Annotated in this window: 12 protein-coding genes; 2 read left to right on the forward strand and 10 right to left on the reverse strand. The window is 66.2% G+C overall.

What is annotated here, in order from left to right:
* Positions 1-14 precede the first annotated feature (14 nt).
* Together LKE06_RS23710 and hisS are read right to left on the reverse strand one after the other, a co-directional pair.
* Positions 15-671 (reverse strand): hypothetical protein, encoded by a 657-nt coding sequence (locus tag LKE06_RS23710; protein WP_228001578.1) that lies wholly within the window; start codon positions 669-671, stop codon positions 15-17.
* Positions 672-713: 42 nt separating this feature from the next.
* On the reverse strand, positions 714-1,991 hold the full coding sequence (gene hisS / locus LKE06_RS23715) for a histidine--tRNA ligase (RefSeq protein WP_228001579.1): 1,278 nt from the start codon (positions 1,989-1,991) through the stop codon (positions 714-716).
* Positions 1,992-2,491: 500 nt separating this feature from the next.
* Here hisS and LKE06_RS23720 point away from each other — a divergent pair, with 500 nt between their 5' ends.
* The gene (locus LKE06_RS23720) at positions 2,492-3,364 is read left to right on the forward strand and encodes a peptidylprolyl isomerase (RefSeq protein WP_228001580.1); all 873 of its coding nucleotides are present in this window, start codon (positions 2,492-2,494) and stop codon (positions 3,362-3,364) included.
* A gap of 411 nt (positions 3,365-3,775) precedes the next feature.
* Positions 3,776-4,330 (forward strand): hypothetical protein, encoded by a 555-nt coding sequence (locus tag LKE06_RS23725; RefSeq protein WP_228001581.1) that lies wholly within the window; start codon positions 3,776-3,778, stop codon positions 4,328-4,330.
* A 96-nt stretch (positions 4,331-4,426) separates the two neighbouring features.
* Here the strand turns inward: LKE06_RS23725 and LKE06_RS23730 are convergent, their stop codons facing one another.
* The 8 genes from LKE06_RS23730 to LKE06_RS23765 all read right to left on the reverse strand — a co-directional run bounded on the left by LKE06_RS23730 (position 4,427) and on the right by LKE06_RS23765 (position 14,734).
* Positions 4,427-4,813 (reverse strand): DUF4913 domain-containing protein, encoded by a 387-nt coding sequence (locus LKE06_RS23730; protein ID WP_228001582.1) that lies wholly within the window; start codon positions 4,811-4,813, stop codon positions 4,427-4,429.
* Positions 4,810-6,633: a type IV secretory system conjugative DNA transfer family protein gene (locus tag LKE06_RS23735; RefSeq protein ID WP_228001583.1), complete on the reverse strand. Its 1,824-nt coding sequence runs from the start codon at positions 6,631-6,633 to the stop codon at positions 4,810-4,812. Before LKE06_RS23735 ends, LKE06_RS23730 begins: the two co-directional genes overlap by 4 nt.
* A gap of 45 nt (positions 6,634-6,678) precedes the next feature.
* On the reverse strand, positions 6,679-7,365 hold the full coding sequence (locus LKE06_RS23740) for a hypothetical protein (protein ID WP_228001584.1): 687 nt from the start codon (positions 7,363-7,365) through the stop codon (positions 6,679-6,681).
* Positions 7,362-9,086 carry a peptidoglycan DD-metalloendopeptidase family protein gene (locus tag LKE06_RS23745; protein WP_372477424.1) on the reverse strand — a complete coding sequence of 575 codons (1,725 nt, stop codon included), beginning with the start codon at positions 9,084-9,086 and terminating at the stop codon, positions 7,362-7,364. The genes LKE06_RS23740 and LKE06_RS23745 overlap by 4 nt, the downstream gene beginning before the upstream one ends.
* 88 nt (positions 9,087-9,174) lie before the next feature.
* Positions 9,175-9,483 (reverse strand): transposase, encoded by a 309-nt coding sequence (locus LKE06_RS23750; RefSeq protein WP_228001586.1) that lies wholly within the window; start codon positions 9,481-9,483, stop codon positions 9,175-9,177.
* Positions 9,484-9,544: 61 nt separating this feature from the next.
* Positions 9,545-11,767, reverse strand: a complete 2,223-nt coding sequence (locus LKE06_RS23755; protein ID WP_228001587.1) for a putative type IV secretion/conjugal transfer ATPase — start codon at positions 11,765-11,767, stop codon at positions 9,545-9,547.
* A gap of 7 nt (positions 11,768-11,774) precedes the next feature.
* The gene (locus tag LKE06_RS23760) at positions 11,775-13,271 is read right to left on the reverse strand and encodes an SCO6880 family protein (RefSeq protein ID WP_228001588.1); all 1,497 of its coding nucleotides are present in this window, start codon (positions 13,269-13,271) and stop codon (positions 11,775-11,777) included.
* Positions 13,268-14,734 (reverse strand): hypothetical protein, encoded by a 1,467-nt coding sequence (locus LKE06_RS23765; protein WP_228001589.1) that lies wholly within the window; start codon positions 14,732-14,734, stop codon positions 13,268-13,270. Before LKE06_RS23765 ends, LKE06_RS23760 begins: the two co-directional genes overlap by 4 nt.
* Between the last annotated feature and the right edge of the window lie 63 nt (positions 14,735-14,797).

A 14,797-nucleotide genomic window follows, 5' to 3' on the forward strand; every position in this document is an offset into this window, starting at 1 on the left:
CGAGACGGCCGGGTTCAGCAGAGCTGCGCGACTTCCGCATCGGTCAGCACGATCGGCGAAACGTAATCCTTCGCCCTGGCCAATCGCACCGCCCGATACAGCGGTCGCTGCTCCAATGCCGCGTCCCTCGCCTCCGCACGCAATTGCGCGACCAGCACCGTCGACACCGAAACGGCCCCGGCCAACGGGCAGGCGGCGAGTGCGTCGGCCAGCTTGCGGAGGCCGAGCAGGTGCAGTTCCCGTCCACTGCCCGCATCGGTGTACATGGCCAGCGGGACGATCTGAGTGTCGGCTCCCGCCGTGATCCGCAGTGCGATACGGCTCAGGCGCGATGGGAATACGAGAACCTCGACTCCGGTCGCCGCCGCCAGGTCCAACCGGTGCTGCCCGAACAGTCGGCGTGCGTGAATCATGTTGCCGGTCAGCCACATTCGACGCCGCCGCAATGCGATGGCATAGCCGACGGTGGGAGCGCCGACAACAACACCGATCGCCAGCGACACCGGCCAGCTGACCAGCAGCGCCGCGAGCAACGCTGCGCCGAGTCCGACCCCGATCGCGGCGAGCGCCAGCCGGCGCAGCATGGGCGCGTACATCTCGGGCGCGACGAGATCGAGGCCGATCTCTCGATCAGGTTGGGATTCCCCGGGATTCGACGGTTCCACAGTCACAGCAGCACATCCAGACGAGCATCGGTGTACCCCGGCACCGTACTACTCGCCGGGGTACAGCGCTGCGACGACGGCGGCGACCGTCTCGTCCAATGGGATTTGTCGCTGCTCGCCGCTCACCATGTCCTTGAGACCGATGGACCCCTCGGCCAGATCGCGATCGCCGAGAACCAGGGTCAGTTTCGCCCCGGACTTGTCGGCGGCCTTCATCGCACCCTTCACACCGCGCCCGCCGTAGGCCAGATCAACCCGAATTCCTTCGCCGCGCAACCGCGCCGCGAACACCATGAGCTGCTGTTTGGCGGCGTCGCCGAGCGGCACACCGAAGACCTCGCAGCGAGCCGGGTCGCCAACGGACTTCCCCTCGGCTCGCAGCGCGAGCATGGTGCGATCCACGCCGAGACCGAAACCGATGCCGGACAGCGGTTGTCCGCCCAATTCGGCCATCAGGCCGTCATAGCGGCCGCCGCCGCCGATCCCCGACTGCGCACCGAGCCCATCGTGTACGAATTCGAAGGTCGTTTTCGTGTAGTAGTCCAGGCCACGCACCATGCGCGGGTTCACCACGTACGGCACGCCGAGTGCGTCGAGATAGCCGAGCACCTGCTCGAAGTGCGCCTTCGCCGATTCCGACAGGTGATCGATCATCAGCGGAGCATCAGCGGTCATCTCGCGCACCTCGGGCCGCTTGTCGTCGAGCACCCGCAGCGGGTTCAATTGCGCCCGACGCTTGGTCTCCTCGTCCAACGGCAACCCAAACAGGAACTCCTGCAACAACTCTCGGTACTGCGGACGGCATGTCTCATCGCCGAGCGAGGTAACCTCCAGCCGGAAGCCATCCAGCCCCAAACCGCGGTAGCCCGCGTCGGCGATCGCGATCACCTCGGCGTCGAGGGCCGGATCATCGACGCCGATGGCCTCGACGCCGACCTGCTGCAACTGCCGGTAGCGCCCGGCCTGCGGCCGCTCGTAACGGAAGAACGGACCCGCGTAGACCAGCTTCACCGGCAACTGGCCGCGATCGAGGCCGTTCTCGATCACCGCGCGCATGACGCCCGCCGTGCCTTCCGGGCGCAGCGTGACGCTGCGCTCGCCCCGATCGGCGAAGGTGTACATCTCCTTGGTCACCACATCGGTCGATTCACCAACGCCACGCGCGAACAGCCCGGTGTCCTCGAAAATCGGCAGCTCCATATGCCCGTACCCGGCGAGTCGAGCGGCACGGATCAGGCCGTCGCGTACCGCGACGAACTCGGCCGAACCGGGTGGTGCGTAGTCCGGGATCCCCTTCGGGGCGGAGAAGCTGCTGGTCTTGGTCACAATGGTCCAGTTTCCACCACGACTCCCCGTCAAGTCCAACCGGTTTGCCTGTGCGGCTCGGTAAGGCCGCTGATGGGCGCGCCCCATCCACAGCAGTCAGGTCGGAACTAGGCTCTAGCGGGTCCTTTACGCGATATGAGTGAGGCGGTGTCAGCTCTCGGACACCGACATGACGAAATGGCTGGAGCTGGCGCTGAGGAACGGCGGTTCGGCTCGATTCAGTAGGCTTCATCTTCACCCTGCCGGATTCCGCGACCGGCTGGCCTTGGGCGAGAACGCCACGCACGGCTCGATCTCGCAGGCGAGCTTCGACGGCGACAACCTCACGCTCGAGTACTACGACACCGAACACCTCGGCACTTTCACCCGCCCCCGAACATCGCCCCGACGACCGTGTTCCACCGGTTCGCCCAGGCGCCCGGGCAGGAAGTGCCGGGCAGTCTCAGGAAGAGATGGCACACTCTTAGGCCGTACGTATCGGATACGGGAGGAACGTGGTAGTGCCGAGCAACGAACAGCGACGAGCAGCGGCGAAACGCAAGCTGGAGCGCCAGCTCGCCAATCGGGCCGATCGAGCACGCAGGCGCAAGCAACTCACCATCGCCGGGTCGGTACTCGGGGTTGTCGTGGTGGTCGCGGCGGTCACCGGCGTCTATTTCCTGACCCGTGGTGACGACAGCGAGAACACCGCGACGCCGGAAACCAAGGACGCCTCGCTGTCGGCCGCCGCTCCGCCCGCCGCCCAGGCCAAACCCGCCACAGTGAACTGCGAATACACCGACAGCCAGCGGCCCGCGGACAAGCCGGTGAACAAGCCGAGGACCGAAGGCATCAAGACCGACGGCGCGGATGCCTCGCTGAGCATGAGCATGGAAACCAGCCAGGGCCCCATCGGCCTGAGCCTGAACAATGCCGAGTCCCCGTGCACCGTCAACAGTTTCGCCAGCCTGGCGAGCCAGGGCTATTTCGACGACACCAGCTGCCATCGTATGACTGCAGGCGAGGGCCTGAAGGTGCTGCAGTGCGGTGACCCGACCGGCACCGGAATGGGTGGCCCCGGTTACCAATTCGGCAACGAGTACCCCACCGATCAGTACGCGCCGGGCGATCCGGCCGCCGAGTCGCAGCCGGTCGCCTACAAGCGCGGTGTACTCGCCATGGCCAACGCCGGACCCGGTACCAACGGCAGCCAATTCTTCGTCGTCTACGGCGATTCCGAGTTGCCGCCGCAGTACACCATTTTCGGCACCGTCGACAAGGACGGTCTCGAGACAGTGGACAAGATCGCCAAGGGCGGTCAGGACAATGCGAACGGCCCCGGCGACGGCAAGCCGACGCTCCCGGTGACCGTCACATCGATGCGCATCGACTAGCCGCGCTCGTGGGTCGGTGCGCACGGGCTGCGTGCGGACCCACGTCGCGCCCCGAAAGCCCCGCTCAGCCCCGTCATTAGAAGAACCTGATCATCCGGTTAGGGTGGGCTAAAACAGGAGATCCTTCGGCGCATTGCGCCGCGTGCCGAAATTGTGCGATATATGCTGTTGAGCGGCACGTTCGTACGGGTGTGCCGAGCTTTCTCAGGTAGTCTCGGAACAAGGAGTTTCCGGAGCGTAGTCAAGCCTCAACTGGGAGATCCCCCGCCCGGGGAATGCCATGCGACGAGAGCTCCGGGTGTCCACGTTTGCAGCCAGGGGCGCCGCCCTACGGATCACAATCCGCGTGACGGTGTCCGTGACGAAGCACCACAACATCCATAGTGATCACTGCAGCATCGGGGAGCAGCCATGTCCGAGGAACTGGACGACATCGGCCGGGAAACCGCGGCCATGATGAAGACTATGTTGCAGCTTGCGACGCTTGTCGCACTGCGGACCCGTGAACGTGGTCAAAAAGAGGCCGAAGCCCGCGTCAAGGTCACCGAGGCCCGGGTCAAAGAGGCCAGAGAGCTTCAGATCCGTGAGGCCAGGGACGCGAAGGCCAAAGATCCGCGCAACCTCGAGCTGGCCCGAATGGTCGAGAAATCGGTCCCGGCCAAAGGCATTTCGTTGGAGAAGGATCGATTCGCCGAGCAGGCGGGTGCTAGCCGAACGGCCGCCGATGCCTCGGCCGTGGCCAAGCCACTCATCAGATACGACTCCGCCGAACGCCGTACCGCCATCGCCGCACACCTCGCCAGGATGGGCATCTCGCCCGAATTGGCCGCGGTACGAATGCTGACCGAGGTCGGGCAGGCACAACCTCCCGAAGAAGCGGTACGCATCCGAGACGAGGCAGTCCGCGCGGTCGCCACCCGCGGCCGCGAACAAGAAGCCCGCGGCCTGGAGCGCGTCCGCCAGTAGAGACGAGAAACGCCCGCCGGCCCGGCGGGCGTTTCGTCGTTTCGCGGACTGTGTTGCCGCGCACGGCATTACTGCCGTGCTGTTCGAACAGACGGTCTACGGCTGGAAGTCGCCGACGGTCGGATCCCCGAACAGGCCACGCTCAGGAGACTTCAGCGGCAGCGGGCTCAGCATATCCTTGTGGCCGTTGCGAACACTGCAGTATTTGAATGGACCGCGCGGATCGAACAGCTTCGTCATGTGCGGGTCGGCGTGGTCGAGAAACCACACGCTCAGGCCGGTGCTCGCTTGCAGCCGATAGTGCTCCCACGCCCGCCACAACGCGTCCAGCCGCGCCACCGCCTCGGCGTGCTTCCACCACTCGGGACACCACACCGTTTCGCTGATGTCGGTCACCTGGCGGCGGTAGACGACACTCAGATAGTTTTCGACGAAGTCCACCACATCGGTGTGAATCATCGGCGGTTGCTGCTGTTCGGTCACAGCGGCCTAGCCTCCTCGGGTTCGCCGTAATCGGGTGACGGGGGTGCCTTGATCAGCGAAGGTCCGCCGATCAGGTCGGTGATCTCGGTCTTGCGTCCCGGCAGGTGATGCGAGATCGACTTCTTCACGTCGGCAGAGTACTCGCCCTCCCACCATGGGACAGTGCGGACGAGCACCGCGGGCTGGCCCGAGGTGAACACGACCGCGCGGCCCTTCGGCAGCGTCGCGAGCCCATGCACGGTGAAGGTCTTCGAAGAACCCAGCGAGCGTGAATAGCTCTTGCCGCCTTTGGATTCGGAGACCGACGAGGAAACCGAGTCGTAGTCACCGATCGCTTCGGACCGGTCCCGCAGGAAGTTCATATCGTCGACGCCGGGGCCGAGCACCTTGACGTTGGCCGCCGACCACAGCGCGAGCATGCCCGCGTCACCCCAGCAGCGGGCGCCCTGAGCCCACGATTGCAGCACCGTCATCACGACAATGCCGCGTGAACCGAAGTGGCTGTACTGCTTAGGCAGATCTTTCCAGCGCACCACATTGGCGGCCTCGTCAAGCACCGCGAGCAGCGGGATGGGCAGCCGACCCCCTGGCGATCGCGACGCCTTGCGCATGGCCACATCGACGACGGCCTCGGTAAGCGCACTCACCAGCGGTGCCGCCGAACCTCGCCCCTCCAGCGAGAGGCTGTAGAGGGTGCCGTGGCTCTCGATGAACTCCAGTTCGTCGAACTGCCTGCGGTTTTCACCGGGCAGGATCCACGGGTGCACATTCGACAACTGCAAGCATCGGATCATCTTCTTCGCGGTACCGAAAATTCCGCTCTTGGTCCGCGGATCGGCGTTGTACTGCATCGCCAGACCCGAGGCGGTGTAATCGTGGCCGGCCCGACGCAGTATCTCGATGGGCTCCGAGTTGTTCGGATCGGTCACCCATTCCCAGACCTGGACGATCGCCATACCACTTGCGGCGGCGGCGAGGAACAACCCGGCGAGTAGATCCTCGGCCTCGGGATCGAAGAACACGTCCGCCTTGGCCTCCGAGCCGCTGTCGGCGTCGGCGAAATGCCCGGCCAGCCGCGCCGCGCGCATTTCACAACCCTCATGATGGGCGTCCACCCAGGCCAGCGGATCCCAGTGCCAGGTGGGTTCCTCACCGGCCACGCCCTGCGGGTCGAACACGTAGGTGGGGCTGCCCTTGGCCGCACGAACATCTCGGGTCGCATCGACCACGTCACGCTTGTTCGAGGTGGCCAACACGGGACCGATCGCGGTGAGGATCGCCGGAATCACCCTCGAGGTGGACTTACCCTGGCGCGGACCCCAAATGTCGAGGTGCAGGTCCTCATAGGAGCCATAGAGCATGACCCCGTCGGCGACACCGATGCCGATCGGCACACCGGGTGCGTCGTTATAACCGAGATTCACGCCGAGCATCTCGGCCTTCGCCCGTACGCCTGCCTCGGTGAGCGAGGCGATGGCACTGCCGGTCCCCATCACATCGGCTTTGTCATCGATGGCGAGGCGCCCCTTGGTCTGCCGAGTCTTGAGCCGCTTGCGCACGAAAAGGTATGCGGCACATGCCAACAAGACCAGCAGCACAATCACCGTCGAGGGGCGCGGCCAATGCAGGTTGCCGCGCGCCAGATCCGCGACGATGGCGATCGGGTTTACCGGGACGTTCTGGCGGGTGACCGCCAGGGCGTTGCCCAGATGCAGTGCGATCCACAGAGTCCCGAGAATGGCGAAGGCGGCGTAGATCATGATCAGGCTGAGATCGGGTCCGACCGCGGCCGGATCCTGCACCTTCTTCTTTTTCGCCATATCTGCCTCCTGTATGGACCGTGCTCTGCGATGAGTCTGCGCTGCTCAGCGGAATGCGTCGAGCCGCCAGCCGTCGGACGTATTGACGACGGTCGCGATGACCGTCGCGGGCGGTAACGGTTCCTTGCGCCCGTTCGGATAGACGACTGTCTGCTCGACGCCGATCTTGAACTGCTGAATATTCGGGTCTGCGCCGGCCGGCGGCCTGTCCCCGGAGGCGAAGGTGAACGCTTCGACATGTGCGTTCGCCTTCGCCCAATCCGCCCACTGCAGTGATGGTTTGGGCGTCTCCAGTCCGCTCGGTGAGGTATCCAGCATGCGAATCATACTGGGGCCCAGCCACTTACGCGCACGGGTGAGCGAGGCTCCCGGACTCTCGGTGACGGGCTGCCAGGTGTAGATCTCCTTCAGCGCGGCCACCGCGACGCCGTCCGGCGTCACCGGATCGGGGGCGGGTACCTCCTCCAGCAACCGGGTTGTCGGCGTCACCGGATGCGCGGCACCGGAATCCGAGTCCGCGCCGTCACCACTGCTACAGGCCGCACTGAGCATTGACACACCCAGCATCGCAACGCTCACCACCAGCATCACCACCAGTTTCGCGCGTGCTTTCGCATTGTCATTGCACGCCGATCGATCCTTCAAGGCTAACCGCCACGACCCGTGCACGGACGCCGCACGCGTCACCTGCGCCGCGGCGTGTTCACTCCCCTGCCCGGCCGAGGCGCTCACAGTACCCTCCGCAACCGAGCGTCGCCGGGAACGAGGACCTCCGTCACGCCGCTGCGCGAACGGGTATCCACACCGGGCACCGACTGGATCATTTGCCCACTGCCGGAATAGATTCCGACCTGCGCGGGTCCACGCGGACCGAACGAGCTGAACACCAGATCGCCCGGCGCCGCCTTGCTCATCGGCACCTCGGCACCCGCCTCCCACTGTTGTTCGGCGGTGCGCGGCAGGGTGACGGTGCCCGATGACGCCGCGAACACCGCGGCCGAGGTCAATCCGGGACCGTCCAGACCTCCGCTACTCGGCCCCTGCGGGCCACCGCCGCCCCAGACATACGGCTGACCGAGCCATTGATGTGCAGCCGCCACGATATTCGCCCCGCCCGAGCTGTCCTGAGGGGTGAACCTGCCGAGGGAACCCGGCGCCCGGTACTGCGGTTCCATCGCGAGGATGTTCGCGACGTAGGGCCGGGTCTCGGAGTAGTGCGCGGCGAATTGATTCGGCATACCGCCCGACGCCAGCACAGCGCCCTCACCGGCGTTGTAAGCGGCCAGCGTCAGCGCGACAAGATCGCCCTGCACCCTCCCCTCGGATTCCCAGGACACGACCTTGTGCGCGATCGCGCACATATAGCGGCCCTGACCGACGATCGCATCACCGTCATCCCAGACGCTGGCGACGCCATTGCCGTCGGCATCGATGACATACGGTTTGCCATCGTCGGGATTGATACTCGACGCGGTGCCCGGTAGGAACTGCGCCAAACCCTGCGCGCCCGCAGGCGAATTCGCCCCGCGCTGAAACCCGGACTCCTGCCTGCCCTGAGCGGCCAGTAGTGACGGTGTTATCTGCGGGCAGATGGAACCGGCGCGGCGATACCAGACTTCCAGTTCCGGCGGCACCTTCCCCGCGGCCAACGCGCCACCGGCGCTGCCGAACCCGAGATTGCAACGTGGGTCGCTCGAATAGGCAAGCGCGCCACCGACATCCGGAGTCGGCGCGCCGTCCAGCCACGGCTGTGGGTCGATCTGGCGACCGCCGGTGAATCGCCCGCCGGGCACGATCTCGAAATGCAGGTGCGGACCGCTGGATTCGCCCGCCGAACCGACCTGCGCGATCGGCTGGCCCGCGGCCACCGTGTCGCCGACGCGCACATGTACACCGCTGTCCCACATGTGGCCGTATACAGCCGAATACGAGCGTCCGTTGGTGTCGACCGAGTCGACGACGATCCAGTTGCCGAAACCCGAAGCGGGACCGGCCGCGACAACGTGCCCGTCGGAGACCGAATAGATGGTGGTGCCATCAGTGGCGGCAAGGTCGACGCCGAGGTGAGTACCCCCACGGGCGCCGAAGACGTCCGAGACCGTGAAAGTGCCTGCCGCCAGCGGCAGCGTCCGGCGGATCGGGCCGCTGCCGGCCGCCAGCGAAGGTGCGCCCGTAGCGGTCGGATTAGCCTGCGACACTGTCGGTTCGGCGGGTGTCGCGGTCGGCAGCGCCGAGGTACGGGTATCGCTGCGGTTGTCTGTCGCACCACCTGGAGCCGCGGCGGCGGAACCACCTGGCGCGAAACCACCTATCGGGGGCAACGCGGTCGACGAACCGAGAACCGACACGCCCTCGCAGGGATCCTCCACCGAGGGCAGCACAATCACCACGACCAAGGTCATCAACCCCAGCGTGGCACCGAGCGCCATCCACAGGATGCTGCGTCCGGTCATCGAAATACTGCCCGCGGCGGTGGGATCGGCACCGCACGCCCGGGCACCGCCGGCTCGGGCCGCATGTCGGCCCGCGCCCAGAGCCAGGTCACGTTCGGCGCCGCGATCGATTGAGGGAGTCGGCAAGCGTGCGGTTCATTTCGGCGGCGGCTGCCAATTGCTGTTGCAGCAGTGCCACTTTGCGACGCAGCGCCGTCGCGTCCATACGTTCCAGGCCCGGTCCCTCGGCGGCGCGCACCCAATTGCGCACCGAATTCGTGTGCACGCCGATCTGTTCGGCGACCACCCGGCATGCCTCCGATTCGCTGCGCAACTTACCGGTCAGCGCGATGACCTGCTCCACCGCGGCATTGCGCACCTCGGGCGACACACGCCGATAGGACCGATGCGGCATCATGCGCCCCACCTCCAGCACGAGAAGACCGGTCTGTGCCGTCGGGCGGTCACCGAACCCACTCTCATGCGGCGCTCCCGCTGGGCGAATCCGAGCCACGCGCAGTGGATTCGGTGAACTCACTGAAACGCTGGTTGGTGTCATGGATTCCACTTTCCTTCTCCGAGAGGGTGAACTCCATATGGAACGGGATGCCTGGGCGACGATCCTCACCGATCTTCAAAAGGAACTTGCCGGTACCCGGCGGGGACGGACGCTGCTGGCCGGGCTTGAGCGCTTCGCCGGTCAATGCCTGCGGCGCGGACCAGCCGGTCACCATGTCCTCCTCCGCGGATGTGAACGGAATGGTGCTGTCGAGTCGCTTGATCTCCTCACCAGGCAGCGCGCCGAAAATCTTGGCGCGCGCCCGCTCGAGAAAACCGAGCGCCTTGGCGATAGCGGCTTCCGATCCGAGCGCCTGCAGGTCCTTGATGGTGTGGCTGATCATGATCAGCGCGGTACCGATGCCACGCTGCAGACGGGTCAGCTCGTCCACCCGGTCGATCATGAAGTCGCCGAGGCCGAGCACCTGCCACAACTCGTCCATCACCACCTGGAAATACCGCTGCGGGCCGAGTTCGGCATCGGCGAGCACGTGCGCCGCCTCCACCGAGGCGAATCCGTCGGCCCAGCAGGCCAGCATCACGGCGGCCTTCAGCTTCTTGTCGCCGGTCGGGATATGTGAGACGTCGATGGCGACCGCGACGGCACCGGTATCGATCGGCACCGTCGTCTGGCCGTTGAATATCGCACCGAACGGCCCCTGGGTCAGGGCGCGCAGCGAACGGCGCAGGCCCTTGATCGCCACCTGATACTCGGCGAGATCATCGGCACCCGCGTCGAGCATCATCTCCTCGCCACCGTCGACGATCACCTCGAGCAGGTTCTCCATAATGGGCGGCTTATCGGGGGTGTAACCACTGCCGGGCCGGTACAGAATGCGCAACGCGGTGGAGATCAGCGTTTCCTCGTAATCACGCACTCGCGCGCCGCGCACCAACTCGATAAGTCCCGCGACGAGAGTCACCTGCCTGGCCCGCAAATCCTGCAGAACCTGCGTTTGCAAGGCGGGCAGATCATCCAGCCGCGGCACCACGGAGCCGAGCACACCTGCCGCGAGTGGATTGAGCTTGCCGTGCCCGTAGCCGAGGTCGATCACCTGGCCGCCTACCAACTCCACCAGCTTGCGGTAGTCGGGCTTCACATCGGCCAGGATCAGCGGCGTGATGCCCTGCGCGATGCCGCCGAGCACGATCCGCCGCACCAGCGACGACTTACCGAAGCCGTTGAGCCCCAAGACGAAAAGGCTCGGCGCCGTGATGAAACTGCCACGCATGAACCAATTCATCGGGTCGAAGCAGACCGGCGCACCGGTATGCAGATGGGAACCGAGGGGTGTGCCGATCAGCGGGGCGCCCGCGCCAACCGACCATGGCCACAGTCCGGCCACCTGGGCGGTGGTGGCCCGGTATTCGACCGGCCTGCCGACGACGTTCATCCGTCCGCCACCCGCCCCGGAGTAGCCACGATCGGTGAGTTGCGCAGTGCTGCGGTCGAATCCGTCCTCGAAGGTCTGCTCCGCGCGGGCGGCGTAATTGCGGCGACGGATGTCGTCGGTGCGCAGCCGGAAGGTCGCCCACGCCGCGCGCAGACCGGTCTGCTCGCGGCTGATCCCCTCCAGCCTGGTCCGGGTGACATCGTCGAGCAGCGGCGGGCCCTGGTTCTTCTTGTCCGCCCTTGCCTTCGCACGTCGGGCGGACTTGTCCATTTCGGGCGTGCCCATGGCTCGGTCGGCAGTTCGATCGGGCCGCGCCGATCGCTGCTGGCCGCGACCGGCCAGGGCGCCGTTGCGTTCCGACCGTGCACCATTGCGGTCCGTCGGCAGCGGACGACCGCCGCGCGTCGGACGATCGGTCATGGCGTCGCGCGACCGAGCAGGCCTGGCGCCGTCAACTCGCGGCCGCTCGGCACTCGAGCGCTCACCGCCCGGCCGCTCGACGTGCGCCCGCTCCGCGCGGACCCTATCGGCCCGCCCGGATCCGGCCCGCGCCCGGCGCTCGGCCGCGTCACGAGCGGATCGCCGATCGCGCTCGGCTTCCTCCAGACTCGACCGATCCTCGCCGGTCACCCGCGCCGCGTCCCGCGCGGGGCGCCGCCCCAGGTCCTCGGGCTCGACCGCCGGACGCCGGGTGCGGCGGACGGGCGTACCGTCCCGCTCCCGCACGGGTGGCTCGTAGTCACGTGCCATGAATCGCTCACCCCGCCAGTGCTTTCGGAATTGTCGCGTGCTCCGGCAGGATCACACCACAGCCGAGCGAGGCCGCGAAGGCCGCCGACTGATAGCGATAGCACCGCCGGATCTTCAGCCGCGCCTGCGTGGACAGGTCGCGTGTGATGGCTTCGATACGCGGCAGATCACCGCGCAGGGGTTCGGTGATGGTCACCAGCGCCCCGAAGCGGGTCACACCGTGACCCCTGGCTTGTTCCTCGCGGGCCTGCTGGGTGGCACCCACCCTCAGGGTCGCGGCCGCCGAGACGACCCCTCGCTCGCTCTGCTGAGCAACCAACGCGTTCTTGAAATCGTCGTCGACAATCTCGGCCGCGTCCGCGGCCGAGTGCGGGCGATAGACGATCGCGATGCGCTTACGCGGCACTTCGGGATTCGGCGCGAGCAATCGTTGCAGCACCCGTTCGTCCACCGCGCCCTCGGGCGCGGCATCCATCTCCCAGGTCACCGAGCGACCACCATCGTGCACCAGGTGATCCCACTTCTCGTCGTGGGACACCGGCCCGGCGTCGGCCCAGTCCAGTCCGTGCCCTTCGGGTTCGCCCGCCGCGACCTCGAGATCGGCTTGCGAGGCAGGGTCGTAACTACGGCGGATGAACGAGATCACGTCGTCGGCGGACATCGGCTGCGCGCGTACGCCCGCCTCGGCCAGCGCGGCACAGATACCGGGCAATCTACGGCCGATCTCGACCGCCTCTTCGGCGGGATTCTTGCGACGCTCGGCGGTGGTGGCCTTGAAGGTGATCGCCACTCGCGGCAGCAACTGCACCCGCTCCTGCGGCAATTCGGTGGCCAGTTCGTACATCACCTGCTGCGCGAGTTCCGGTGCTTCGGGCCGGGTGATCGTGGAAACCTCGGTGAGCAAACGGTTTCCGGTCTCCGGCACGGTATCGATCACCGGGACGACCGCGACGATGTCACTGGTCTGGCCAACCGACGCGAGGAAGGTGCCCCAGGCCGACACCCAACGATCGATCACCGGCTGGTCGACCGCCTCGTGTCCCTGCGGCCACGCCCGCAGCACGACTGTGTACTGCGCGAACTGCGGCAGATGGATCATGCCGAAGCTGTAGCCGCCAGCGTCGATACCCTCATAAAGCTTGGAGGGCGCCAACAATCCTGGCAGGCGGGTGACGCCGCCGGGAATCCGGGAGAACCGGCCACCGCGGTACACGTGCTCGCCTTGTTTACGCGAGCGCATCCAGTTGAACATCATTATTCCGTTCTCGTAGCCGGAGCGGCCCCCAGTCCGCCACACCAGTGGAACCATCACGGCAACGCCGGTGCCGCCCACGATCACACCCCATTTGAACCCGCCGACCATAGCGCAGATCAGGGCCGTGATCACGACCACGAAACCGAGCACGGTTTCTTCCCAGCGCAAGCCGAAAAGACCTGCGCTGCGGGGTTTCTGCCATAGTCCGTACGAGCGGCGCTCGTAGGTATCGCTCGAGGTCATCGTCATCGCGGAATGGTGCTCCTCCCGAGGTCGGGTGAACGGTTGGCCCAACGATCGCCCGCCATGTCACCCATTGCTTCATCGGCCCGAGTCAGCCCGCCGGTCGCGGCGCGCGCGGCGCCGATCCGACTGGCGGCGCTGGACGCACCGGACGGTACTCCCGACGCGCCCGAGGGCCCGGAGGCGCGCGGTGGACTGCCTGCGGCGCCACCTCCGCCACCGCCGCCGCGTGGCGGTGCCGGGCGCGGGCTGCCACCGCCACGCCCGCCTGACGGCGGCGGGCTACCCGAACCGCCTACGTAGCCCGCCGAACCCGGCGCCGCCGCGTTCTTGACTCCAACGGCCTTGGTGCCCATCGCACCGAGCGCGCCGGCCGCGAGCAAGGTGCCACCGGTCGCGGTCAGACCGGAACCACCGCTACCGACAATCGCGACCGCGGGGGTGACCAAACGCATCAGCGCGGGCAGCACGAACGCCACACTGCACAGCAGCACAATGGCGACCAGCATACGTTGCGCCTGTTCACCTTCCGGCAGTCCACCGGTGTCGGTGAGCGAGTCCACATGGCCCGCGGTGCTGAAGGCGATCATGTAGACAATGGCCGCTACCGGCTTCCACAGCATGAACGCGATGATCCAGCCGACCAGTTTCTGATAGGACTGTTTACCCGTATTCATGCCCGAAGCCGCCGCCGCCAAGGGCAATACGCCCGCCGCCACGATCAGCAAACCCTGGCGGACGATCGCGAGCACGATCTGCGCCAGCGCCCCGAGCAATCCGACGATCGCGATGATCAGTACCAAACCCGGCGAAAATGCCTGCAGCTTACTGGTTTTCACCATCAGCTCGGCCAGGTCCTTGGCGTTGCCATTAGTCGAGTCGTTGATGATCCACTCGGAGAACTTGTCCGACGCCTGGGTGCCCGCGACGATGACCGCGCCGAGCATCCACGAACTGAACACCACCCGGGCGAACATGCGGAACGATTCGGCCGCCTCGTTCATGGCGGCACCGCGTCTGGCCTCGGCAAGTCTTGCGCCCGAAAGGATTACCGACGCAATCAGCAAGAGTATCTGCGCCTGATAGGTGTAGTCGTTGATCTTGGTGAACAGCGACCCCCCATCACTGGCCACCTCGTTGGGCACTTTCATCCAGAACGTCAGTGCCAGGATGATCGCCTCGCCGAGACCGTTCATCAGCGAATCGACGACCTTGCCGAAGGTCGAATCCCACGCCTTGTCCTTCACCGCGTTCGCCAACTGGCCCGGATGTGAGGCGGCATTGCCCGCCTTACACGCGGCGGAGGCGGCGTCACCGAGCGAAACCCCGGGTAGGCCGACATTGTCAAGCGTGTCGTGAACCTCGTTGCACGTATCGTCGAAACCGTAGGTCTGGCCATAGGCCACCGTCGGCGTCGCGATCATCACCGTGAAGATGACCGCGAAAATTGTGACTACACGCCTCACCATTGTGTCCACCCCTCGATGCGTCGCAGGGACTCGATCGGTACTTGCTTGCGGTCGTTCACGTGC

The organism is Nocardia australiensis (assembly GCF_020733705.1).
GTDB classification, from domain to species: domain Bacteria; phylum Actinomycetota; class Actinomycetes; order Mycobacteriales; family Mycobacteriaceae; genus Nocardia; species Nocardia australiensis.

Excerpts from the sequence above, each read along its gene's own strand:
- LKE06_RS23725 (WP_228001581.1), top strand. The coding sequence starts at position 3,776 with ATGTCCGAGGAACTGGACGACATCGGCCGGGAAACCGCGGCCATGATG.
- LKE06_RS23735 (WP_228001583.1), bottom strand. The coding sequence starts at position 6,633 with ATGGCGAAAAAGAAGAAGGTGCAGGATCCGGCCGCGGTCGGACCCGAT.
- LKE06_RS23745 (WP_372477424.1), bottom strand. The coding sequence starts at position 9,086 with ATGACCGGACGCAGCATCCTGTGGATGGCGCTCGGTGCCACGCTGGGG.
- LKE06_RS23750 (WP_228001586.1), bottom strand. The coding sequence starts at position 9,483 with ATGATGCCGCATCGGTCCTATCGGCGTGTGTCGCCCGAGGTGCGCAAT.
- LKE06_RS23755 (WP_228001587.1), bottom strand. The coding sequence starts at position 11,767 with ATGGCACGTGACTACGAGCCACCCGTGCGGGAGCGGGACGGTACGCCC.
- LKE06_RS23760 (WP_228001588.1), bottom strand. The coding sequence starts at position 13,271 with ATGACGATGACCTCGAGCGATACCTACGAGCGCCGCTCGTACGGACTA.
- LKE06_RS23765 (WP_228001589.1), bottom strand. The coding sequence starts at position 14,734 with ATGGTGAGGCGTGTAGTCACAATTTTCGCGGTCATCTTCACGGTGATG.